This window comes from Kitasatospora sp. NEAU-69, from assembly GCF_057158765.1.
The window spans coordinates 157,139-179,760 of record NZ_JBWXUE010000015.1 but is presented as its reverse complement, the minus strand read 5'-3'; the positions used below and the strand labels follow the sequence as shown (position 1 = coordinate 179,760).

The window sequence follows — 22,622 nt, the reverse complement described above, 5'->3', positions numbered from 1 at the left end:
TTCCCCACAATCGCTTCCGCCCACCGGCCCCCCTTTTTTTTTCCCCCCCCCCCCCCCCCCCCCCCCCCGCTACCGCTCAGGTCAGGCCGACGCGGTGACCGCTCCACCGAGGTGCCGGGCGAAGAACCGCACCGCACTGTCGGCCTCGAACCGGGGCAGCTCCTTGTGCTTGCCCGAATTCACGTGCAGCGACTTCTCGTTCGAGGCGAAGGCATCGAACAGCGCGAGGCCCTCCTCACGCGAGATGTGCTCGTCGTCCCACTGCATGTCGTACTCGATCGGGATGCTGATCCGCTTCGCCTGCTCGGCCAGGACGTCCGGCCAGTGCTGCCCGAAGACCGCGGCCGTGATCCGGGGCTCGACCGCGACGAAGGGCACGCCGATCGCGGTGCCCATGTTGATGCCCCAGAAGCCGACCGGCCCGTCGGCGCCGATCTCCGGGAGTTCCTGGAGAGCGTCCAGGGTGGCCCGGTACTCGGGCACGGCGAGCTCGGCCAGGTGGGCGTTGTAGCGCACGACGATCGGGCCTTCCGGCTCGCCCGCCGCCCGCGCCCGGAACAGCTCGGCGATCTCCGCCTCGTCGTGCGCCGTGCGCGGCCGGTCGCCATGGCCCGGCGCGTCGAGAACGGCGACGTGGAAGCCGCAGCCGCTCACCAGACGCTGGGCACGGCCGGACATCGCCGGGTGCTTCTTGTGGTTGCCGCCGCCGTGGGCCATCAGGACCAGGGGCGCGCGATCGGCCGCGCCGGAGACCGGGGAGCTGGAGACCGGCGACCAGAGGACGCCCGGGGCGTCGCCGATGGTGAAGTCGCGCTCGAGCATGCCGTTCGACGACGACTCGGCGGTGAAGTGCAGGGAGGGCGTAAGAGAGGACATGGGTGTTGCCTTTCGGAAGTGCCTGCTTGTCTAGGCGCTCCCGGCGACAGCTACGTCAATCGCCTGACCGTGACGAGAGGGGGAGCACCCACATGGATCCAGCGTTCATGGGTCTCACCTCCTCGGACGTTGTCGCGGTCGGGTGAAAACTAGCAGCCCGACCGCGATCATGACTACCCCCTTTTGCCTCTGACGGTGGATCACCCGGGCGTGATCGGTCCGAGGTAGGTGCCGCCGGAGGCCTCGATGATCTGGCCGGTCACCCAGCGGCCCTGCGGACCGGCCAGGAAGCCCACCACGTCCGCGATGTCCTCCGGCTCGCCGAGCCGCCCGAGCGCGGTGATCGCCGCGAGCCCGGCCACCGCCTCGGGAACGCCGGTCCAGCCGGCGGTCATGTCGGTCCGGACCACGCCGGGGTTGACCGTGTTGACGGTGATCCCACGCCGGCCGAGCTCGTTGGCCAGCGGCGCCCCGAGGGCCACCAGCGCAGCCTTGGTGACGGTGTATCCGATCTGCACGGGCGCCGCGATCCGGGTGGCCGCCGAGGCCACGTTGACGATCCGCCCGCCGTCCCGCAGCAGTGGCAGCGCCCGCTGGATCACGAAGACCGGCGTGCGCACGTTGACCGCCAGCAGCCGCTCGAACTCCTCCTCGGTGAGCTGCCCGATCGAACCGACCGAGTGGATGCCCGCGTTGTTGACCAGGACGTCCAGCCCGTCCGCACCGTGCTCCGCCAGCCCGGCGACGAGCCCCTCGAACAGCCGGTCCACTGCCCCGCTCTCCCCGAACCGTGCCCGCACCGCGAACGCGCGCCCGCCCGCCTCGGCCACCAGCTCCACGGTCTGCGCGGCGGCCACCTCGTTCTCCCCGTAGTGCACCGCGACCAGCGCCCCCTCGCCCGCGAGCCGCAGGGCGACCGCCCGCCCGATCCCCCGCGAGCCGCCCGTCACCAGTGCGGTCCTGCCGTCCAGTTCCCCCACGATCGCCTCTTCCCTTCCGGTCACACCTCTAGCGCCCCTTCCACCTGATCCCCCAGCCCAAACGGCCTGCGATCCACTGCCGGCAGGAGCGCGCGAGGGCCTCGTCATTAGACTCACCGCATGATCATCAGTCAGGCGAATACGGACGACGTTCCAGACCTGGCCCGGCTGTTGTGGCTGGACACCCACCACGAGGAGCCCACGCAACCATCGGTCGACGCATTCGCAGCGGAGCTCGCGCACTGGTGGACAGCCCACCAGACCTCGCACCTGGCGTTCGTGGCCCGACTCCACCGACCGGAGATCGTCGGCATGGCCTGGGTCGCCCTCCTCCCCCGCATACCGAGACCCGGAGCGACGAGTCGGCTGTCTGCGGACATCCAGACCGTCTTCGTCATGCCGGAGCACCGAGGCCTGGGGATCGGCTCGGCGCTCGTGAAGGCGGCTTCGGAGCATGCGGAACACCTCGGGTCCATGCGCGTGACGGTCCACTCCGGTCGCACGGCCGTGCCGATGTACGAACGGCTGGGCTTCGAGTCGTCCCGCCAGCTCCTCCAACGCCCGCCGGACGGTGAACGGTGAACGGTGAACGGTGAACGGTGAACGGTGAACGGACGGACATTCCCTGAGCGGGACTGGTGACGCTGCCCGCCCCGACCGACGGGCGCACGGCGCGCTACTGCGGCCGGGGCGAGCGGCCCGCGCCGATTGGGTATCCCTCCCCAGGAAATCGGCACGGGCGCCTGTAGGGCCTGTCAGCAGGCCGGGGCAGGTTGGACTCGACGGAATGGGGGGCGCGGTCACAGTTCCAGCAGCGCTCGCGATCCGGCTCACACCAATCCACGATCCGGATCCAGCATCGCGCGGATCCGGACCCGGTGGACGTACCGCCCGGCCCGCTCGAAGCCGGCCACGCAGTACGGAAGCGTCACCAACCTGCCCTCGTCCGTGGCGATTTGAGGCCCGGGGGCGACCAGGGTCTGACGGTCACAGCAGGTACAGCGCCCGAATCGCCATTGGTGCTGCGGCGGCAGCGGCACCGGCAGCGCAGGCGGTGGCTCAGTGGTCACCCCGCCTCGCCTTCCGGGCCCGGCGCTGGGCCGACCGACGGATGAACGGCTCACTCGCCGAGACCCCGACCATGCAGGTGACCGCGAAGGCCAGCAGAAACACGAGCGCCCGCATGCTGAACGGCCAGGACGGCATCGGCAACACGGCGAGCCAGGCAGCACCGGAGCTGAGCGCGACGACGAGGAGAATCGCGACCACCACGTCCACCCCGTGCGCGAGACGGACTTTCACGGCTCGCCCCTGCGGACCACGGCCTGCGCCACGGGCTCCAACTCGCCTGCCGGGTCGAGCGGTTCCACTTCGCTGGCCGGGACCTCCCACTCCACGCCGCCGCCCTCCGGCCGCAGGAACACCGTGGGGTACTTGTCATACCCGGGGCACTGGTAGACCCCGGTCCGACCGGTCCTGGCATCCCGCACCACCTCGCCGACGCGGGGCGTGTACAGGGCCTTGGGGGGCTTGGGCAATCTGCGCGCGCTCACGGCCACTCCGTTCCGTAGTCGATCCACCACAAGAATCGGCATCGAGGCGACCGGAGACCAGGGGTTCCACCTGTACCGATCCGGCACGTAAAATCCTTGAATGGCCCCAGAAGTCAACATTCCTGACTCCACGTCATCTCCGGTCGCCAGATTCGCGGCGGAGTTTCGCAGGTCACGGCGTGCGCGTGGCTGGTCCCAGGTGGAGCTCGGCAAACGCATGGGCTACTCGGACACGCTGATCTCGTTCATCGAACGAGTGAAGCGACCCCCAACACGCCACTTCGCTGTAAAAGCCGACGAAGTGTTCGAGACGGGCGGATCGTTCTACGAGCTGTACCGGCGGATCACGCGGGCAGCACTGCTGGAGGGCTTCGAGGAGTTCGCCGAGTGCGAGGCCCGCTGCCGGAAGCTGCGGTCCTTCCAGACGGGCGTGATTCCAGGGCTGTTCCAAACTCCTGAGTACGCAGCAGCACTGGCAGCAGGGGCAGTTCGGCGCGGCAGCATCACCCGCGCCCAAGCGGACGAGAGCCTGGCCTTCCTGGCCGCTCGCCAACAGCGTGTACTGGAGCGCCCCACTCCTCCGATCATCCACAGCGTCATGGATGAGAGCTGTGTGGTTCGACTTGTCGGCGGCTCCAAGGTGATGGCTCGCCAGCTCGATCACGTGGCAAGCATGGCCGAACGACCGAACGTCACGGTCCAAGTAGCTCCGTTGAGCTTGGATGAACTGACACCTTTCATCTTTCCGCTGGTTCTATTGACGCTGCCCGATCGATCGGTCATCGGGTACAGCGAGACCAACGCACGCGGGTACCTGGAGCGGGACTCAACTGCCTGTGCTGCGTGGGAGAGAGACTACGATCAGCTGATGGCGGAGTCGCTATCAACCGTGGCTTCGCTCGCCGTGATCAGCACCGTCCGAAAGGGACTTCAATGAGCATCGACCTTACCGACGCCGGGTGGGTGAAGTCGTCCTACAGCCAGACGGGCGGAGAGTGCATCGAGTGGGCACCCAGGGAGATCAGCCGCCTTGGCACCGTCCCTGTCCGCGACTCCAAGAACCCCAATGGCCCCGCCCTGTTCTTCTCCCCCGAGGGCTTCGCCGCCTTCGTGGCGGGCGTGAAGGACGGCGAGTTCGGCGCCATCTGAGCCGTCCTCAGACCGACACCGCGAACCCCCGACCGGACTGGTCGGGGGTTCGCTGCATCACTGATGCGGACACGCTCCTCCCCATACCTGTCAGCACCTTGGCCGTTCGAAACGTCGGAAGTCCGGGACCGCCAGATACAGCGCCAGCATCACTGCCACCACCAGCAGGCCCCCACCCGTGACCGCCCACGTGGGACCGATCAGGGAGGCCGCCGCACCGTGGGCCAGGCCCGCAAGGCGGGGGCCGCCGGCGGCGATGACCGTGTCGGCGCCCTGGAGGCGCCCCCGCAGCTCGTCGGTGACGACGCTTTGGAGCGCGGACTTGCGGAACGCGCTCAGCACGGTGAGCGCGGCGCCCGCCAGGACGAGCAGGCCTGAAGCCGTTGCCAGGGACCGGGCCTGGCCGAACCCGGCGATCGCCCCACCCCAGCAGCAGACCGCGCCACAGATCGCCGCGCCGTAGCGGCGACCCCGGGTGAAGGACCCGGAGAGCAGCCCGGCCAGCACGCTGCCGACCGGTATCGCCGCATACAGCACGCCCACGACGTCGGCGCCGCGCAGTTCCGAGGCGAGCTGCGGATACACCGCGTACGGCAGGCCGAGGAAGAGCGCCGAGAAGTCGGCGGCGTAGGTGACGACCAGGACCTTGTCCTTGCCGAGCAGCCGGAGCCCGGCCAGCACGCCGTTCTTGCCAGGACGGCGTCCGCCGGAGCGCAGAGGCGGCAACGACGGGAGCCGCCACACGGCCAGGAGCGTCGCTGTGAGCGCCACGGCATCGATCAAGTAGAGCGTCGGGCTCCCGACAGTGGGCAGAAGCGCGCCGGCCAGCAGCGGGCCCGCGATTCCCGCTGACCAGGAGGCCGTCGACTGCAGCGTGTTCGCCGCCGGCAGGGCCGCCGTGGGGACCAGGCGTGGGACGACCGCACCGCCTGCGGCCGCATTCGCGCCGAAGCACGTCTGTTGCAGCGCCACCAGGACGAGCAGTAGCGCCACCGAACGCAGGTGGATCGCGGCTTGGACCCACAGCAGCAGCGAGGCCGCCCCGATCCCGGAATTGGTGCACAGCAGCACCAGGCGCCGGTCTGCGGCGTCCGCCACGGCTCCTCCCCAGAGGGATCCGAGAACCATCGGGCCGAAGCCGACAAGGCCCGCGAGTCCGACCTCGACGGACGAGCCGGTCAGGCCGTAGATCTGCAACGGCACGGCCACCGCCGTGAACTGGGCACCGATCGTCGTGATCGCCCCCGCGAGCCACAGCCTGCGGAAGTCCTGATGCCGCAGCGGCTCGATATCCATGAAGATCCCCATGCCCAAACGCTGGGGCTTGCCCCAAGGGCAAGGTCAAGGCAGCGCAGGGCCGGTCCAGGGGTCGGGGGTCGCTGCGTTATTGAGACTCCTCAGGCCGGGGCTGGTTCCGACAGCGACCTACGCGAGCGGCGCCGCCCCGGTTTGACCACTCCGAGCACGGTCGCGGTGAGGTAGAGCAGGAACCCCACGCAGGGTGCGATGACCAGCGCCCAACCCGGCGCGTAGAAGCCGGCGAACAGCCCGGCCCCGGCCCCGGACCCGTCTCCCACGGTGGCGGCGACGGCGATGTCCGCCCTGGGCCGCAACGCGAACCAGGCGGCCGCCACCGCCGCCAGGCTGAGCACGAACTTCGCGCCCACCCACCGGTCCCGCAGCAGACTCCACCGGCCGGCCGTGAGCAGCAGCCCGGTCGCGATCGAGAGCAGGCCCAAGGGCAGCAGCAGCGTGTCGATCAGCAGCTGCATCGCGAGGTACCGGGCGTGCCTGCTCCCCGGATCGGCTGCGGCGGCGGACCCGAGCGTGAGCAGCACCAGGTCGAGTCCCAGCCAGCCGAGCGAGGAGACCAGGTGCGCGATGATCATGATCCGCCGCGCCCGGCGGCCCAGCCTGAACGGGCTCGCGGCGCCCCGCTGCGCGGCGGTCATCGCGCCGTCACCCGTAGCCGCGAGCCGACGCGGGGGACGGCCCGGCCAAGCGCGCCGGCGCCCGCGCTGACGGCGATGATCCACACCGCCGCCAGCAGCCGCCACAGCGGCTCCACCCGGGTCACCGAGGGCACCGCGATCGAGACGAGTGAGATCAGCAGCAACGGCCCGGCGGCCACACCAAAACGGACCACCCACCGTGGCCCCCGCCGCTCGGCGAGCGCCCGCCGCGAGACGTACCAGAGCAGCCCGGCGAGCCCGGCCAAGTGGATCGGCCCACCGACAACGAGGGTGAGCCGGGCCAGGACCAGCAGCGTGCCGTCGCTCGCACCGCCCGCGACCGCCGCCAGGGAGAGCGCCAGTGCGCTCGACACGGTGAAGGCCCCGGCGGCCAGCCAGGTCGCGTAGCTCGCGCGACGATCGGCGCCCACCACGCCGGAGACACCGAGCCCGAACCGGACCAGCCCTGCGGCGGCGACCAGTTGGAGCAGCGAGGACACCGTGACCGCCGGTCCGCTGCTCTCGTAGTAGTGCCTCAACTGGCCCGCAGTGGCGGTGGGCAGAAAGACGGACCCCCGGGACAGCAACGCCCCGCAGACCAGACTGCCGATGAAGCAGACCACGAAGACCGGCCCGCCAAGTCGCCACCCTAAACGCGTACTTCCGCTGCCCATGGTGCCCCTCATTCCGAATTCCGAGTCCGAGCCCCCAGCACACCGGAATCCCCGCCGGCAGTCGTCGTACCCGTGGAGGGAGTCCCGCTGCTCCCCACGGAGTAGCGCCGGCCCCGACCTGGCCCGAAGCGGGCCCGGCAACGGTGGGTGACCCACTCGATCGGACGCGACACCGCGCGGCATCCCGGCGGTGCTGCTGAGCTGATCGCGCACCTGACCGAGAGAAGGGCCAGTCATGGCAGTACTGATGCAGCTCGAGTTCCCTGGCGTGACCGCGGCGCAGTACGACGAGGTGGACAAGCGAGCAGGCTCGCGTGCCCCCCAAACCCCGGACGGGCTGCTGTTCCACAGCGCCATCGTGACCAGCGGGGGCCTGCGCGTGGTTGACCTCTGGGAGTCCCGCGAGAAGCTCGACGCGTTCATGGGACGGATGCTGCCGATCACGCAGGAGTCCGGCTTCCCGGACCCGAAGGCCCCGCCGGAGCTGACCGAGGTCTACCACCACTTCGAGCGGCGGTAAGCGGCCGTAGCGGCACAGCGAGAGGCTTCCGTGCACGATCACGTGCGCGGAAGCCTCCGTCATACACCCCCACAGCACGCCACCAACGCTTCGTGCCCTTCCCCGAACCGGCGGGGAAGGGCACGAAGCGTCGCTGGTCAGACGACCACGCAATCAGGCGGCCACGGAGACCTTGGCGGCGCCATCGGCCTGCGCCGCAGCAGCGCCCGCAGCCGTTCCCGCGCCCGCGTACAGGTCGTCGGTCGGGTTGTTGTACGCGACCAGGTCGAGGGTCTTCTCCCTCGCCGAGACCAGCACCGGCACCACGACCTGCCCGGCCACGTTCGTCGCCGTTCGCATCATGTCGAGGATCGGGTCGATCGCCAGCAGCAGGCCGACGCCCTCCAGGGGCAGGCCGAGCGTCGAAAGCGTCAGGGTCAGCATCACGATCGCGCCGGTGAGGCCGGCCGTCGCGGCGGAGCCGATCACCGAGACGAAGGCGATCAGCAGGTAGTCGCCGATGCCCAGGTGGATGCCGTAGACCTGGGCGACGAAGATCGCGGCGATCGACGGGTAGATCGCAGCGCAGCCGTCCATCTTCGTCGTTGCGCCGAACGGGACGGCGAAGCTCGCATACTCGCTCGGGACGCCGAGGCGTTCGGCGACCCGGCGGGTGACGGGGAGCGTGCCGACCGAGGAGCGGGAGACGAAGGCGAGCTGGATCGCGGGCCAGGCGCCCTGGAAGAAGCGCAGCGGGTTCAGGCCGCCGGCGAAGCGCAGCAGCAGCGAGTAGACGACGAACAGCACCAGCGCGCAGCCGACGTAGATGTCCACCGTGAAGGTGGCGAGCGGGCGCAGCAGGTCCCAGCCGTACTTGGCGACGGACTTGCCGATCAGGCCGAGCGTGCCGAGCGGGGCGAGCCGGATCACCCACCAGAGCGCGGTCTGCACGAGCTCCAGCAGCGACTCGCTCAACTTCAGTACCGGCGCGGCCTTTTCGCCGGCCTTCAGGATCGCGGCGCCGGCCACGACGGCGAGGAAGACGATCTGCAGCACGTTCACCTTGAGGAACGCGTCGGCGATGTTGGTCGGGATGATGCCGGTCAGGAAGTCGACCCAGGAGCCGGCGTCCGCCGGGGCCTTGAGGCCGCTGGTGGAGAGCTTGGTGCCGTGGCCGGGGTTGGTCGCCAGGCCGATCGCCAGGCCGATGGAGACGGCGATGAGACTGGTGATCAGAAACCAGAGCAGTGTTCGCGCGGCGAGCCGGGCCGCGTTCGTGACGTTCCGCAGGTTCGCGATCGAGACCACGATCGCGGTGAAGACCAGCGGCGGAACGGCGAGCTTGAGCAGCTGGACGAAGGTCTTGCCGACGGTGTCCAGCGTGGTGCTCAGCCAGGAGACGTCGTTCTGCCGGGCGACGAAGCCGAGCACGACGCCGAGCACCAGGCCGGCCACGATCTGCACCCAGAACGGGGTGCGGCGCAGCCGGGCGAGCGCCGAGGGCGGTGCGGACGAGGGCGGTATGGACGAGGGCGGTGTGGATCGGGGTGCGGTGGACATGGTGGTGCAACTCCGGGGCACGGGAGGGCGAATGGGGGCGGCGGGAGGCGACGGCGGCGCACGGGAACGGCCGGCCCACAGCGGGGCCGGGTGGTTCAGGAGGAGGCGTACGCCGCCTGGCTACAGCTCGACACGCGGGGGAGGCGACACCCGCCACGGCTCTCCACGGCACCGGCCAGGCAACACGGCAGCAACGGCAGCGCACGGAGCACGAGCGAGTCGCTCGTGTCCTGCTGCCGGAGTGCGCCTGGGGTGGTCATGAGCGAGACGTTAGCAGTAAAGGTTTGAGTTGTTCAAAGTTGTTGTTTGAGATGTGGACACGAACGGTCGGCTCAGGATCGAAGGCGAGCGGCCCGACCGACGACTTGACCGAAGGAAGTTATACGTATAACTTTGCTATTCCTGCCACCCCTCTGCCCGGGAGACCCCCGTGGGCTACCTCGCCCTGCTCCGCGCCCCGCACGTCACCCGACTCCTCCTCGGCACCCTGCTCGGCCGCCTCCCCGCCGGCATGACCGCGCTGGTCATCGCGCTCGCCCTGCGCGAGGCGGGCGCGCCGTACGGCCGCATCGGGGTGGCCACCGCGACCTACGCGCTCGCCGCCGCAGTCGGCGGCCCGGTGCTCGGCCGGGTCGTCGACCGCACTGGCCAGCCCCGGGTGCTGCTCTGCTCGGCCGTCGTCGCCGGCTTCGGCTACGCGCTGCTCGCGCTCGCGCCCGGCAACACGGCGGCGGCGATCGGCGGCGCGGCGATCGCCGGGCTCGCGATGCCGCCGCTGGAGCCGTGCCTGCGCTCGCTCTGGCCCGACGTCGTCGAGGAGCGCCAGCTCGACACCGCGTACGCCTTCGACTCGGCCTCGCAGCAGATCCTCTACGTCGCCGGCCCGCTCGCGGTGGCCGGCATCGCGGCCTGGGCCAGCCCGGTCGCCGCGCTCTGGACCGCCGCCGGACTCGGCCTGGCCGGCGCCCTCGTGGTGGCCACCGCCGCGCCGACCCGCCGCTGGCAGGCGCCGCCGCGCGGCCACGGCTCCGGACTGCTCGGCCCGCTGCGCTCCCCCGGCCTGGTGCTGCTGCTGATCGGCCTGGCCGGCGGCGGCTGGACGGTCGGCGCGCAGAACGTGCTCTTCATCGCCTACGCGGAGCGGCACCACGGCGGCGGGCTGCCGGGCGGCGCCGGGCTGCTGCTCGCGCTCGCCGCACTCGGCGGCCTGCTCGGCGCGCTCGGCTACGGCGCGGTGCGCTGGCGCAGCAGCACTGCCACCCGGACCTGGGTGCTGGCGCTCGCGATGGCGGTCTCCTACCTGCCGCTGCTGCTGCTCCCCGGGCCGTGGCCGATGGCCGGGCTGGCGCTGCTCTCCGGTATCGGGCTGGCACCGCTGCTGGCGGCGGCCTTCGTGCTGGTCGCCGAACTCGCGCCGACCGGCACCGTGACGGAGGCGTTCGCCTGGCTGGTGACGCTCTTCGCGACGGGCAACGCGCTCGGGTACGCGGTGTCGGGGTCGCTGGCCGCGAGCTCGCTGACGGCCGTCGCCGGGTGCTCGGTCGGCGGGATCACGGCAGGCGCGGTGCTGCTGTTCGCCGCCCGTGGACGGCTCGGCGCGCGGAGCGCGGCAGCGAGCGTCGTGGTGGCCAGCGTCGTGGTGGCGAGCGGCAGCGCTGCGGCCGAGGGCCCTGCGGATCCGGCGGCGGTGGCAGAGGCCGCGGTCGCGGTCGCGGGGGACTCCGAAGCGCGCCGGGTGGACTGAGCGGCCGGCTGGTCATCGTCGCACTCCCTTCATGGGGCCTGCCTTGTGGGATGCCTGGCGACAACCGGGACGGTGGGCGCCCTTGGCCGCGAGGAGTTGGCGGGCGAGTTGGTGCAGGGAGACGACGGCGGTGATCGGAGGCAGGCCCGCGACGATCACGTCGGGGACGGTGAGGGAGACGTCGGCAACGCACAGCCCGGTCGCCACGGTGGAGAAGACGACCACCACCACCCAGGAGTGCACGGGCCGACGTCCGTCCAGGGCGCCGCGCAGGACCGACAGACAGCCGACCAGCCACGGCCCGTAGACGATGAGCGGCCACAGCTGCGACAGTCCGAGCGGCACCCGGGTGAAGGCCAGGTTCAGCAGCGGGTCGTAGGAGAGCGTCCAGCCCAGCACGCACACCGCTACGACGGTCACGGCGGTGAGCACTCCGAACAGCGAGCCGAGAACCTGTGCCCAGGTGACCGCGAAGAGGTGCGCCCGCCGCCGGTGCCGCGGCACCACGGGGGCCGCGGCGGCGGCGGACATCGTGGCGTCGTCGGCGGACGCACGCGGATGCGGAACGAAGAGGCCATCGGGTTCCCAACCGCCCAGCGCCTCGATGGTCGGGAAGCGCGAGGGGTACTCGCCGGGGTACTCGCCCTCGGGGTCGTAGTGCACGGTGCCCCCGTGCGGGGGGAGGAACTCGCCTCGCGGGTCATACACGGCACCCTCCGTGCTTTCGCAGGCCGGCGGTCGTCCGCTCGGCACACACGGCAGCCGTCACGCCCTGGCTGGGAACGAGTCGGCGCCGCAGCGCCTGGCGAAGTCCTCCTCGAGCTGACGGATCCTCCGCAGGAAGTCGGCCAACTGCCGGGAGCAGTGCCGCAGCACGACCCGCTCGCCGTTGCATGACAGGTAGCCGGTCCGCACGTCACCCACCGGGTTCCGCCGGTCCGGCACGAAGAGCCACTTTCCGAGACTGGCCACCGGCTCCTGCGGCGGCTCCGGGCGAGTCATTGGCTGGCACATTGATCTCATGCCACTTCAACGAATGGGCTTCCCCGGCACGTGTCCGGCATCCGGGCGTCCTTCCATATTCAGCATTCCGACTGCTCGCCGAAATTACCCTGGCAAACCACGGCCGACCGCTTTCGAGCCACCCCCTCCTGCCGCCGGACGGATCAGGGATTCAGCCGGGATTCCACACCGGAAGCGCTCACCGAAATTCCCCAGTGCCAGCCCCTTCGCTATCCGGGAGATTATTCCCTCTCTGCCGCGCACGCCCGGATGCGGCAAGCACCGAATTATCCGGCGGGGCTCCCCCGGGTCCACACCGTCCGATCGCGACACCCCCACCATGGGGCACCGGAACAGCGGACGGCCGCACGATCCGGCATCCCACGCCAGACGCCACCGGTTCGGGGCGCGCAATCCGCTGCTCTCGGCAGACTTTACGATGATATTTATTTTGCCGACAGATTCTCCGTTCGAGCACCTTTCGACGCTCCGGTAAACGGCACGGTCACCGCAGTGACCGAGCCCGTCCCCGCCGGACCGTCGGATGGGCATTTGCCCGAGATGCTTGCCCCAGGCATTTGCCGGGGCTCCTCCGATCGGGTCACGAGGCATCCGAATGGCCCCGGAGGCATTTCGGTGGCCGAGTCGCCACACCCTCGCACCGGCTGACATGCGGCCGGACGGTCCGATCGCCGCCCGGCACCGGCGCGCCACCCCGCACGAGCCCGGCGAAACGCTTCCGGCAATTCGCGATCGACGCCCGGCCGGAGCGCAATCAATAGTCGGTGAACCGCACGGGACGGCGCCGCCGGAGAGCATCTTCGAAGGTCGATTTCCGGGGAATTCTGGCATCGTTCCATATGAGTTTCCAGCTGCGCTCACCGAATCTCCCCAGTGGCGCAGCGGGTGGCGCAATCGCACACGGCGGTACTCCCTGATTTTCCCCAGGGCGCGCGCCCGGACGACCAAGCCATTTCCGCCTTTTGCTCTGCCGCCATCGTGTAGCATTTACGGCCGCATGGGGATCCATCGGAAATTCATGGCCCCACCCGCGAAGGGAACTCCAGCTTGTGAGGAGCAACGGATGCTCACCAGAGAGGAATACGATGTTGTGCGGTCACTGCAGCAACAGGGGTGGTCGATCTCTGCGATCGCCCGACACCTGGGGCGCGGCCGCAAGACGGTGAGGTCCTATATCGGCGGGGAGCGGGTCGCGGGGACCCGCAGCCCCGCCCTCGACGAGTTCGCACGGTTCCTGCCGTACTGCCGGGCCCGACTCGCGGACGATCAGCACCTGCCGGCGTCCACGCTCTTCGACGAGGTCACCGCACTGGGCTATCCGGGTGGCTACTCGACCTTCACCCGGGCTCTGCGCAGGCATCGGGTCCGGCCGGGCTGCGAGCTCTGCCACTCCACCGGGTCCGGCGACGGCAGCACCGCCCCGCGGCCGGCGGACGAGACGGTCCTGTTCGAGTGGCTGCAGCTTCGCCGTCCACCTGCGGGCCTGGACGGCGAGGGCCCCGCTCACCTGCTGCTGGGCACGCTGGTCCGGCTGGACCGCTGGCGCGCGGTGATCACGGACGGCGAGGAGCTCCCACAGGTCATCGAAGCCATCGACCAGGTGCTGCGGCGTCTGAGCGGCAGCGCCGCACACTGGCGACTCGGCCGGATGCCCGCGGTTTGGTGCCCGAGGACCGGCCGAGTGATGCCGGCCTTCGCGGAGGCGGCCAAGTACTACGGGGCCACGGTGAGCGACTGTCACTCCGACCCTGACGGCGCTGCGGACGCGGCCCAGCACCCGACCCTCCGGCGATGGTGGCGCACCGTGCCGGAGGGCGGCTCCCTGTGGGCCGCCCAGGAGAGCCTCGACCGGTTCGCGTCCGCCATGGACGGCCACCGCACACCCTGCGAGCTCAACCGGCCGGCTCCCGACATGGTGCTGATGGACCTGCCGGCCACGCCGTACCCGCTCCGTAGCTGCGTCGGACGTACCGTCACCCCCCAGGGCCTGGTGCCCTTCCGCGGCAACCACTATGCGGTGCCACCCGACCTGTCGGGCGCGTCGGTGCAGGTCTGCCGGCGTCTCGGAGACCCGTTCCTGTCGATCACCACCGCAAGCGGAGCCGTCATCGCCCGCCACGCACTGGCGCCGCAGGGAGCAGGGCTGCGGCTGGTCGACCGCAGCAGAGCCATCGTGCTGGACCGCCCCGCCCGGTCGGCCCGTGACGACGCCTCGCCCTGCCGCAGAAGGCCCCGGCGTCCGCTCTCCCTGGCGGCGCTGGCCGAGGCCGACGCCCTGCGCGGGCACCCGCTGCCGGCGGAGCGGCCGTCCACCGAGCGGACCGGCGGACCGGACGAGCCGGGATCCGGCGGATAACGGACCAGGGCGGTATCCGGAAAGCTGTGGGCCCGGCTCGTCGGCATTGCCGATGAGCCGGGCCCACTGCTTTGGGGCGATCAGCCGGGCTGATCAGGTGTCAGCTCCGACCGTGCGTCAGCTGTGCCGTCCCTGGCGGCGGTAGGCGGTGAGGGCCAGGATCAGGCCGCCGAAGGCGAGGAGGCCCGCGAGCGCCACGATCATCGGACCGGGGATGTCGCTACCGGTGTCGGGCAGGCTGCCGGTGGGCGACGGCTTGGGCATCCAGGTGTGCGAGGGCACTGGGTGGGACGTCGGCGTGCAGGTCTCCGTGGGCGTCGGGGTCGGCGTCGGAGTAGGCGTGGGGGTGGGGGTGGCCGTCTCCGTCGGCGTGGGTGTGGGAGTGGGGGTCGGCGTGGGGGTGGGGGTCGGCGTGGGAGTAGGCGTGGGGGTGGGGGTGGCCGTCTCCGTCGGCGTGGGGGTCGGCGTCGGCGTCGGCGTGGGAGTCGGCGTGGGAGTCGGCGTGGGAGTAGGCGTCGGCGTCGGCGTGGGAGTCGGCGTGGGAGTAGGCGTCGGCGTCGGCGTGGGGGTCGGCGTCGGGGTGGGAGTCGGCGTCGGCGTCGGCGTCGGCGTCGGCGTCGGCGTCGGCGTGGGAGTCGGCGTAGGCGTGGGCGTCGGCGTCGGCGTCGGCGTCGGCTGCGTCGCCAGCACCACCCCCATGTCCAGGTCCAGATCCCGCGCCCCGCCGCTCAGGGTCACCGTCTGCGTGATGCCCGTCGTCGGGTCCGCGTCCGAGTCGAGCGCCGGGTCCGTCCCCGCCCCGCGCTTGGTCACCGTCGCGCCCTGCGGCAGCGTGGTCAGGTCGAACTGCACGGCGTACGTGCCGTCCGGCAGCTTGTCGAAGAGGTAGTACCCGTTCGCGTCCGTCACCGTCGTGACCGGGTTGCCGTTCTTGTCTCGCACCACCTGCCCCTGGCCGTCCAGCAGCGTGACCTTCACCCCGGGCACGCCCGGGTCGCCCGGCTTCTGGATGCCGGAGCCGTCGAGGTCCTGCCAGACCCGGTCGCCGAGCGCGTTGTTCGGCGGGATCGGCTGCTTGATGCCGACACCGACCTTCGCGGGCTCGGCCGGCAGCAGCTCCTGGCCGTTCACGTCGGTGGCGGTGTAGCCGAAGCTGTTCCACGCGAAGTCACCGTCGGGCGCATCGACCGAGGCGACCATCGGCCAGGTGAGCGTGAAGCTGTCGCCCGACGCGAGCGTGCCGGGCCGGCGGATCCGGAACCAGGTCGCCAGCCCGGGGCCGGGGAACGTGGTGGACCAGACCGCCGCGCTGTCGCAGCCCGCGTTGGCGGCGGGGTCGCGCAGCGGCACGCAGGGCTGCTTGTCGGTGGTGTACTCGATCACCACGGTCGGGTCGCTGCTGGTCAGCGGCTGGGTGAGGGAGGGCGTCCACTTGCTGTCGCGCTGCACGTCGGGGTGCAGCACGTAGGCGTCGCCGGGGGTGGGCAGCCGGTCGTACGCGACGAAGTCGGTGACCGGGTCCGGCGAGTCGTTGCGCACCGTCATCCGGTAGTCGATCCGGCCACCGGGGGTGGCGGTGCCGAGGCTGCCGTAGTCGGCGTCGAGGTCGCCCTTGACCTCCTTGTACGAGCGCAGCACCGACGGCACGTGCACCTCGACCGTGGAGGAGGCCGGGCAGAGCTTCTCGCTCGTGTCGCCGTTGCCGTTGAGGTCGTGGACGTCCGGCACGGCGGTGTCGTTGCCGAAGTACGAGCAGGCCACCGGGACGGCCGGGTTCTCGACGCCCACGTAGACGTCGTTCGTCAGCGTCCCCGGCTTGGCACTGCCGGCCACCATCGCGTCGAAGAGCATCCGGTACGCGAGGTAGTCGTGCACGTACGCCATGTCGGGCGCGCCCGCCGGCCAGACCATCTTGATCAGCTGACGGCCGTTCGGGCCGGGCAGCACGCTGATCGACTGCGGGGCCTTGGTGTCGGCGTACGCCGGGTCGGGCCGGGCCGAGCCGTCCACGTAGACCAGGCCGACCGGCAGCAGGTCGTACAGCACCAGCGGCTGGTCCAGCGTGCGGCCGGTGCGGTTGTACGGGATCACCTGGAACGTCGCGGTGCCGCCGGGCGAGAGCACCGAGCCGGCCACCGTGGTCTTCGCGGCGCCGAGGTTGGTCGCGGCGGTGACGGTGGTGTCGGCGCAGTCGCTCGCCGCGGAGGTGGAGCTGCCGTCGGTGGCGGTCACATCCACGCAGTTGTGCAGCGGGGCCGGCGCGGCGGTGCCGTCGTGGCCGGGGGTGATGACCTGAGTCAGCACCTGCACCGCGCCACCCGGGCTCCAGCCGGTCGGGATCGGACCGTTCCAGCTGAACCGCAGCCCGTCCAGCCAGCGCCCGTCCGGGATGCCGAGCACGTCGTTGGCCGGGTTTCCGGCGCCGGTCCCGAAGTTGACGTAGCGCGGGCCCGACCCGTTGAACGGCGTGCCGGGCGTGAAGGTGTGCCAGGCCGGGTCGCCGTTGAGCCGGTAGTCCAGCGTCAGCAGCACGCTGTTCGGGGACCAGGCACCGAGCTGGATCGTCTGCGGGGCCAGCCAGTTGTACAGGCCCGGGGTGGTGGTGCCGCCCGGGTCGGTCATCACCAGGCTGGTCGCGGGACCGGCCTGGTTCACCGGGTAGAGCGCGATCGAGTTGAGGTCGCCGGAGGTCGTCGTCGACCGCCAGTTCTTGCGCGCGCTGACCTGGACGCCGGAGACCGGCGGCAGGAACGTCGGGCTGTCGGCCCCCGCCGTGGAGAGCTCCCGCTCGGGCTCGGGGCCGAGCGGGTCGCCGCGCAGGTCCACGGTGTTGTGCGAGGTGGTCCCGTCCGGGAAGTGGTCCTCCGGGTAGTTGACGACCAGCACGCCGGGGTTGCGGCAGCCCCCGCGGCCGTTGCCGGAGCGGAACGCACCGATGTCGAAGCCCCAGGTGTTCGGTCCTGGCGCGACCTGCGACCAGCCGGGCGAGCGGCTGGTGTCCACGACCGCGCCGGGCGGCAGCGTGTCGATCAGCCGGCTGTCGTCGAGGTCGACGTTCGGCACGCCGTCGGCCGCACAGGCGCTGAACTGGTACGTGACGAGTCGGCCGTCCACGCTGGAGGTCTGGACGCCCTTGGTGACCGTGTAGGTCGGCTGCACGACGGCCGTCGTGTCGGCGCTGGAGGTCTGCGGAGTCTCGCCATCGGCGGTCAGGGTGGCGGTGTTGGTGGTCTTGGTGCCGTTCGGGGTGGTGAAGTTCGGGAACCTCAGCACCACCTGGACGGTCGCCGTGGTGCCGGGCGCCAGGTTCTTCAACTTGATGTCGAGGGTGCCGCCGACGCTGCCGGCTGCGGGCACCGTGGAGCCGGCCACGTCCACCGAGGACGGGTCCGGCGTCCAGCCGACGAACTCCATGCCGGGCGGCAACTGGTCGGTGATCAGCCCGTTGTTGCACTCGGTGATCGAACAGGTGTATCGGAGCGTATAAGTGACGTTTTCGCCTGGGCCGACGGTGGCCTTGTCCACCGTCTTGTTGAAGGAGACCGCTGCCTGGGCCGGTGACGCCAGCACGCCACTGCCGAAGAGCGAGCCGGCCACCAGGGCGAGTGCCGCCCCTAGCCGGGCCGCACGTAGTCGGGGCGCTGTCAGCCCCGGCACTTTGAGCCGTCCGATGGAAGTCCGCATGGTCAGCAGTTCATCCGACTAATAGCCGCGACCTGGGACGACGCGAGAAAAGCTGACAATAATTCAGTCGTGCGGCTCAGTGCGCCCGTTCAGGTCAGCCGGCGGCCTGCGCCGTGGAGGACCTGACGACCAGGCGGGTCTCCAGCGGCGGGACCGGCGCGACCGGCTCCCCGCCGAGCAGGCCGGCCAGCGCGGCCACCCCGGTCCGGCCGAGCCGCTCGCCCGGCAGGTCCACGGTGGTCAGTGGCGGCGTCAGCAGCCCGGCCACCGCGACGTTGTCGATGCCGACCACGGAGACGTCCGCCGGGATCCGCAGGCCCAGGTCGGCCGCCGCCTGGTACACGCCGCAGGCCACCACGTCGTCGTCGCAGACCACCGCGTGCGGACGGTCCGGTCGGGCCAGCAGCTCGGTCGCGGCCGCCCGCGCCGCCGATTCGCCGCGGTTCAGCGGGACGCCGAGCTCCAGCACGTCGAGCCCGCGGGCCGCCCGCTCGAACGCGGCCTGCCGGACCCGGAAGGTGTACGCGCTGTGCGTCGAGCGCAGCCGGCCGAGCCGCCGGTGGCCGAGCCCGGCCAGGTGCGCCACGGCCGCCGCCATGCCGCCGGACAGGTCCAGCTCGACGGTCGGGGCGCCGCCGGCCGCCGCCGGGTCGGCGTCCAGGAAGACGGCGGGGGTGCCGGGCGGCAGCTCGCCGAGCTGGCCGTCGTCCGGGGAGCAGATCAGCAGGCCGTCGAAGCGGCTGGTGGTGGCGGCCTCGGCGAGCGTGGCCGCGCTCCAGCCGGAGCTGACCACCACCGCGAGGCCGTACCTGGCGGCCTCCTCGTGCACGCCGGCCAGCACCCGCCCGAAGAACGGGCCCTGCAGGTTCGGCACGGCCAGCAGGGCCATGCCGCTGCGGCCCAGCCGCAGCTGCCGGCCGGCCGCCTGCGGGCGGTAACCCAGACCGCGGGCGGCCTCGAGCACCCGCTCCCGGGTGGCCGCCGAGACCCGGTGGCCGGCCTCGGCACCGGAGAAGACCAGCGAGACGGTCGCCTGCGAGACGCCGGCCAGCTGGGCGACGTCCCGGCCGGTCGGCCGCTTCCCGGGCGCGGCTGCGCTGCTCGGCATCGGGTACCAGCCTCCCGTACCCGGCCCGTTACGCCTGCTGCTCGGTCTTCGCGTTCGACTGCGCGCTCGACTGCGCGGGCTGCTCGGCGGTGGCCCGGACCGCGTCGTCCGCCGCGTCCTCCTCGGCGTTCTGCGCGGCGATCCGCCCGGCGGTGCGCGAGCGCATGGTGGAGACCTTGCCGACGATCTGCTCCGACATCTCGTCCCGCTGCTTGTGCAGCACCACGTAGCTGATCGGCGCGGAGACCAGGCCCGCGAGCAGGACCAGGAAGATCATTCCGGTGGCGCCCACCACCGGGATGATCCCGAAGTGCCCGAGCAGCGTGGCGACCAGCAGGCAGGCGAGGAAGATGCTGGCCCGCAGGGAGGTGTATCGGAGCGTGGCGTGCGACTTGCTGCTCACGGGTGGCTTCCTTCTCGACGGGCACGACAGGCGGGGCGGGCGGGGCGGGCGGTGACCTGCCGCACCACGGGCACGGCAGCTCCCCCAGTGAAGCATGCCCCGGCGCGGCTCCGGCGAGAAGGTGATGCCGTCCCGGTCACCCCGGGCGCCCGGCGGACTGTCGGATCGGTCACACCGGCCTCGGAGAGACTCAGCGAGGCACAGCGAGGCGCGGAGAGGCGCGGAGAGGCCCTGGCGGCCGCGATTGGCCGGAAGCATCCGGCGGGCGGAGTACGGTGGCCGCGCCGACCCATGGTCAGCGCGGCCACCGGGTACGGGCCCTGAACCCGCACTGCGGCGCTCCGCACTCGCCAAGGAGCACTGCGGCCGACCGGCTCGAAGGCCGATCCCCCAGGCCAAAGCCCCTTGGCGTCCCCTCGCGACGGAGAGCTGACCCAAGAGTGATCAGCTGGATACGACACGTCAATGCTTTGTCCGAAATTCGGAATGGTTGCGCTCGATTTCGGCCTGCCGAGCATCGATGATCAGCCATCGACCGACCACCCATCAACGCCTGAAAGGGACGTCAGCACACAAAGTGTCAGGCGCTGAGCACCTGACGGTCTCGGTCCAGCCCGACCGGCTCGCCGCGTTCGATCTCACACCAGACCAGTTTGCCCGAGCCCTGCGGATACCAGCCCCAGCGCGTGCAGAGCAGGTCGACCAGCTCGAGTCCGCGCCCGTTGGTGGCGTCCCCCGCGGCATGCCGGGGCAGCGGAGCGGTGCCGCTGGCGTCGGACACCTCGATCCGCAGCGGTCCGGCCTCCTGCGGCCAGAGCAGTCGCAGCTGGGCCGGCCGGCCGGTGTGCACCACCGCGTTGGTGACCAGTTCGGAGACGACCAGCACCAGCGTCTCGGCGAAGGTCTGCTCGGGGTCCACACCGAGCGCGAGCAACCGGGTCCTGACCCACCGGCGGGCCCGGCCGACCTCGGCCGGATCGGCCGCCACTGCCAGCTGTACTTGAAGCACCTGCACCGCTGCACCACCTGCATCACTGGCCACTGTGCCTGCCGACCCGAAGCGGGCCCCGCACAGGGACGGGTCTCGAACCTACCGCCCCGACCCCGGTAGCCGATGGCGGCCACGCGGCGAAACCACCCGTGCGACATATGTCCAGCCACACTCGAACGGCCCCTCCTACTGGTCTGATGAACCGTCCGGTCCCACGACTGTTCCCACGCCCGCCACCGGGCGTGTCGCCGGGCCTGGATCCTGAGCCGATCCTTAGCCGTTCCGGTTGCGAGTCCGATCCGGTCCCGGACCATCTGATCTTCTGGTAATTGGGCCCCGGCGGCCGCCCGGCCGCTATACCGTGGAGCCATGACCGCCCCGGACTGGGACCAGCAGATGCGGTCGCGGTTGGCCCGCGGCGAGGAGAGCGCGCTGGGCGAACTGTACGACCAGCTCTCGCCGCTGGTGCACGGCCTGGCCGGCCGGATCCTCGGCGACGAGGCCGCCGCCGCGCAGATCACCCGTGAGGTCTTCGGGCAGCTCTGGGAGCATCCGGAGCAGTTCGACCCGGCCGAGCGCTCGCTGCGCTCCTGGGTCGGCGAACTCACCCACCGGCGCTCGGTGGAGCGCCTGCGCCGCGGCGAGCTGCTGCCGCAGGAGATCGACGAGCGGGCCGCCGGCGCGCAGGCGCAGTACGTGGTGGCCGGGCTGCCGCCGGCGCTGCGCGAGACGCTGGAGACCACCTGGTTCGACGGCCGCACCTACCAGGAGACCGCCCGCCAGCTCGGCATCAGCGAGCAGGTGGCCCGTCAGCGGCTCCGGCTCGGGCTGCAACTGATCGCGTCCGAGCTGGAGTTCGGCACGGGTGGCGGGGTCGACGCGAGCGGTACGGGCAGCGGGGTCGGCGAAGTGGCTGGAGCAGGCGGATGACCGAGCAGGAGCACGAGGAACTGCGCGGCCTGCTCGGGGCCTGGGCGCTGCGGGCCTGCCTGGCACAGGAGACGGACCGCCTGGAGCAGCACTTCGGGCAGTGCCCCGAGTGCGCCGAGGAGGGCGACCGGCTGCGCCGCGCCGCCGCCCGGCTCCGCTCCGACGACCCGCTCGACCAGCCGGACGGGCTGCGCCAGCAGGTGCTCGACCACTGCCTGACCCGGCGCGGCGCCGAACACCCGCTCGCGCCCTGGGCCGTCCCGTACGCGGCGGAGACCGCCAGGCTGGACGCGCTGCTGCGCGACCTGGGCCGGGCCGAGTGGCAGGAGCTGGCCGAGCTTCCGTGGCACGGCGGCATACTGCGCCGCCGTCCGGCCGAGGTGCTGTGCCATCTGGCCGCCGTGGACGGCCTGCTCGCCGTCGCGCTCGGCCTGCCCGACCCGCTCGGCGCCGACGAGCCGCGGGTGCCGGCGCAGGGCGGCGGCGACCGGCCGGCCGACCCCTGGGCCCGGCTGGTCGAGCGCAGCGACCGGCTGACCGAGCAGCAGGCGGGGCGGCCGACCGACGCGGTCCGCGCGATGTGGCGCCAGCAGACGCTGGCCGTGCTGCGCAGCGTGGATCCGGAGACCACCGCGGAGGTGGACTACGGGCCGGTCCGGGTGCCGGTCCGGGACGCCTTCATCGACCGCGCCTTCGAGACCTGGATCCACGCCGACGACGTCGCCCGCGCGGTGGACTACCCCTACGCGGTGCCCGCACCGCCGCACCTGCGGCAGATGGTCGACCTGGCGGCCCGGATGCTGCCCGGCGCGCTGGCCGGGCAGCGGCAGGCGGAGTACGCCGGACCGCCGCGCGAGGCCGGACCGCCCCGGCTGGTCAAGCTGGTGATCGAGGGCCCGGCGGGCGGCGAGTGGCTGATCCCGCTGGACGCCGTGCCCGGGACCCCCGAGACAGCGGCCGCGGCAGCGGCCGAGACGGTCGCCGAACTGGTGCTGGACGGCGTGGAGTTCTGCCAACTGGCCGCCGCGCACCGGGATCCGGATCGGCTCCCGGTCGGCGAGTACGGCGACCGGGCCGCGATCCGCGAGCTGCTCACCGCGGTGCCGCTGCTCTCGCGGCCCTGACGCGCCCCGGGCGCTG

At 71.6% G+C, this 22,622-nt stretch carries 22 protein-coding genes; 8 read left to right on the top strand and 14 right to left on the bottom strand.

The annotated features are described in order from the left end of the window. Nucleotides 1–81 precede the first annotated feature (81 nt). Both AC060L_RS19565 and AC060L_RS19560 read right to left on the bottom strand, forming a co-directional pair. Nucleotides 82–876, bottom strand: coding sequence for an alpha/beta hydrolase family protein (locus tag AC060L_RS19565; protein WP_483800087.1), 795 nt, complete (start codon nt 874–876; stop codon nt 82–84). Between the two features lie 200 nt (nt 877–1,076). Then, the gene (locus AC060L_RS19560) at nt 1,077–1,856 is read right to left on the bottom strand and encodes an SDR family NAD(P)-dependent oxidoreductase (RefSeq protein WP_483800134.1); all 780 of its coding nucleotides are present in this window, start codon (nt 1,854–1,856) and stop codon (nt 1,077–1,079) included. Between the two features lie 120 nt (nt 1,857–1,976). On the opposite strand from AC060L_RS19560, the gene AC060L_RS19555 reads away from it, so the two are divergent. Further along, entirely contained in the window at nt 1,977–2,438 is a 462-nt protein-coding gene (locus tag AC060L_RS19555; RefSeq protein WP_483800086.1) for a GNAT family N-acetyltransferase, read from the top strand. A gap of 477 nt (nt 2,439–2,915) precedes the next feature. On the opposite strand, the gene AC060L_RS19550 is transcribed toward AC060L_RS19555, so the two are convergent. Further along, nucleotides 2,916–3,158 (bottom strand): hypothetical protein, encoded by a 243-nt coding sequence (locus AC060L_RS19550; protein WP_483800085.1) that lies wholly within the window; start codon nt 3,156–3,158, stop codon nt 2,916–2,918. After that, nucleotides 3,155–3,409 carry a hypothetical protein gene (locus tag AC060L_RS19545; RefSeq protein WP_483800084.1) on the bottom strand — a complete coding sequence of 85 codons (255 nt, stop codon included), beginning with the start codon at nt 3,407–3,409 and terminating at the stop codon, nt 3,155–3,157. The genes AC060L_RS19550 and AC060L_RS19545 overlap by 4 nt, the downstream gene beginning before the upstream one ends. 100 nt (nt 3,410–3,509) lie before the next feature. Between AC060L_RS19545 and AC060L_RS19540 the strand changes: the two genes are divergently transcribed. Both AC060L_RS19540 and AC060L_RS19535 read left to right on the top strand, forming a co-directional pair. Next, nucleotides 3,510–4,346 (top strand): helix-turn-helix domain-containing protein, encoded by an 837-nt coding sequence (locus AC060L_RS19540; protein WP_483800083.1) that lies wholly within the window; start codon nt 3,510–3,512, stop codon nt 4,344–4,346. After that, nucleotides 4,343–4,558, top strand: a complete 216-nt coding sequence (locus tag AC060L_RS19535) for a DUF397 domain-containing protein (RefSeq protein WP_483800082.1) — start codon at nt 4,343–4,345, stop codon at nt 4,556–4,558. The genes AC060L_RS19540 and AC060L_RS19535 overlap by 4 nt, the downstream gene beginning before the upstream one ends. A gap of 90 nt (nt 4,559–4,648) precedes the next feature. On the opposite strand, the gene AC060L_RS19530 is transcribed toward AC060L_RS19535, so the two are convergent. The 3 genes from AC060L_RS19530 to AC060L_RS19520 all read right to left on the bottom strand — a co-directional run bounded on the left by AC060L_RS19530 (nt 4,649) and on the right by AC060L_RS19520 (nt 7,184). Next, complete coding sequence (locus tag AC060L_RS19530; RefSeq protein WP_483800081.1) at nt 4,649–5,866, bottom strand: MFS transporter; 1,218 nt, start codon at nt 5,864–5,866, stop codon at nt 4,649–4,651. An 89-nt stretch (nt 5,867–5,955) separates the two neighbouring features. After that, nucleotides 5,956–6,510: a DUF2269 domain-containing protein gene (locus AC060L_RS19525; protein WP_483800080.1), complete on the bottom strand. Its 555-nt coding sequence runs from the start codon at nt 6,508–6,510 to the stop codon at nt 5,956–5,958. Beyond that, nucleotides 6,507–7,184 carry a hypothetical protein gene (locus AC060L_RS19520; protein ID WP_483800079.1) on the bottom strand — a complete coding sequence of 226 codons (678 nt, stop codon included), beginning with the start codon at nt 7,182–7,184 and terminating at the stop codon, nt 6,507–6,509. Before AC060L_RS19520 ends, AC060L_RS19525 begins: the two co-directional genes overlap by 4 nt. 235 nt (nt 7,185–7,419) lie before the next feature. Between AC060L_RS19520 and AC060L_RS19515 the strand changes: the two genes are divergently transcribed. Continuing rightward, complete coding sequence (locus AC060L_RS19515) at nt 7,420–7,704, top strand: hypothetical protein (protein WP_483800078.1); 285 nt, start codon at nt 7,420–7,422, stop codon at nt 7,702–7,704. 153 nt (nt 7,705–7,857) lie between these two features. Here the strand turns inward: AC060L_RS19515 and AC060L_RS19510 are convergent, their stop codons facing one another. After that, nucleotides 7,858–9,243: a dicarboxylate/amino acid:cation symporter gene (locus tag AC060L_RS19510; RefSeq protein ID WP_483800077.1), complete on the bottom strand. Its 1,386-nt coding sequence runs from the start codon at nt 9,241–9,243 to the stop codon at nt 7,858–7,860. 430 nt (nt 9,244–9,673) lie between these two features. Between AC060L_RS19510 and AC060L_RS19505 the strand changes: the two genes are divergently transcribed. After that, nucleotides 9,674–10,987: an MFS transporter gene (locus AC060L_RS19505; RefSeq protein WP_483800076.1), complete on the top strand. Its 1,314-nt coding sequence runs from the start codon at nt 9,674–9,676 to the stop codon at nt 10,985–10,987. Nucleotides 10,988–10,999: 12 nt separating this feature from the next. Here AC060L_RS19505 and AC060L_RS19500 read toward each other — a convergent pair whose 3' ends face one another. Together AC060L_RS19500 and AC060L_RS19495 are read right to left on the bottom strand one after the other, a co-directional pair. Beyond that, nucleotides 11,000–11,695, bottom strand: a complete 696-nt coding sequence (locus AC060L_RS19500) for a DUF2637 domain-containing protein (protein WP_483800075.1) — start codon at nt 11,693–11,695, stop codon at nt 11,000–11,002. A 57-nt stretch (nt 11,696–11,752) separates the two neighbouring features. Next, the gene (locus tag AC060L_RS19495) at nt 11,753–11,959 is read right to left on the bottom strand and encodes a hypothetical protein (RefSeq protein WP_483800074.1); all 207 of its coding nucleotides are present in this window, start codon (nt 11,957–11,959) and stop codon (nt 11,753–11,755) included. A gap of 1,213 nt (nt 11,960–13,172) precedes the next feature. Between AC060L_RS19495 and AC060L_RS19490 the strand changes: the two genes are divergently transcribed. Beyond that, entirely contained in the window at nt 13,173–14,366 is a 1,194-nt protein-coding gene (locus tag AC060L_RS19490; protein WP_483800073.1) for a Mu transposase domain-containing protein, read from the top strand. Between the two features lie 117 nt (nt 14,367–14,483). On the opposite strand, the gene AC060L_RS19485 is transcribed toward AC060L_RS19490, so the two are convergent. The 4 genes from AC060L_RS19485 to AC060L_RS19470 form a co-directional block, all read right to left on the bottom strand. Beyond that, nucleotides 14,484–18,050, bottom strand: a complete 3,567-nt coding sequence (locus tag AC060L_RS19485) for an SdrD B-like domain-containing protein (RefSeq protein ID WP_483800072.1) — start codon at nt 18,048–18,050, stop codon at nt 14,484–14,486. A gap of 94 nt (nt 18,051–18,144) precedes the next feature. Further along, complete coding sequence (locus tag AC060L_RS19480) at nt 18,145–19,158, bottom strand: LacI family DNA-binding transcriptional regulator (RefSeq protein WP_483800071.1); 1,014 nt, start codon at nt 19,156–19,158, stop codon at nt 18,145–18,147. A 28-nt stretch (nt 19,159–19,186) separates the two neighbouring features. Then, on the bottom strand, nt 19,187–19,561 hold the full coding sequence (locus AC060L_RS19475; RefSeq protein WP_483800070.1) for a DUF4229 domain-containing protein: 375 nt from the start codon (nt 19,559–19,561) through the stop codon (nt 19,187–19,189). 580 nt (nt 19,562–20,141) lie between these two features. Then, the gene (locus AC060L_RS19470; protein WP_483800069.1) at nt 20,142–20,576 is read right to left on the bottom strand and encodes an ATP-binding protein; all 435 of its coding nucleotides are present in this window, start codon (nt 20,574–20,576) and stop codon (nt 20,142–20,144) included. A 345-nt stretch (nt 20,577–20,921) separates the two neighbouring features. Here AC060L_RS19470 and AC060L_RS19465 point away from each other — a divergent pair, with 345 nt between their 5' ends. Together AC060L_RS19465 and AC060L_RS19460 are read left to right on the top strand one after the other, a co-directional pair. Then, nucleotides 20,922–21,482, top strand: coding sequence for an RNA polymerase sigma factor (locus AC060L_RS19465; RefSeq protein WP_483800068.1), 561 nt, complete (start codon nt 20,922–20,924; stop codon nt 21,480–21,482). After that, nucleotides 21,479–22,606, top strand: coding sequence for a maleylpyruvate isomerase mycothiol-dependent enzyme family protein (locus AC060L_RS19460; RefSeq protein WP_483800067.1), 1,128 nt, complete (start codon nt 21,479–21,481; stop codon nt 22,604–22,606). Before AC060L_RS19465 ends, AC060L_RS19460 begins: the two co-directional genes overlap by 4 nt. Nucleotides 22,607–22,622: the final 16 nt, after the last annotated feature.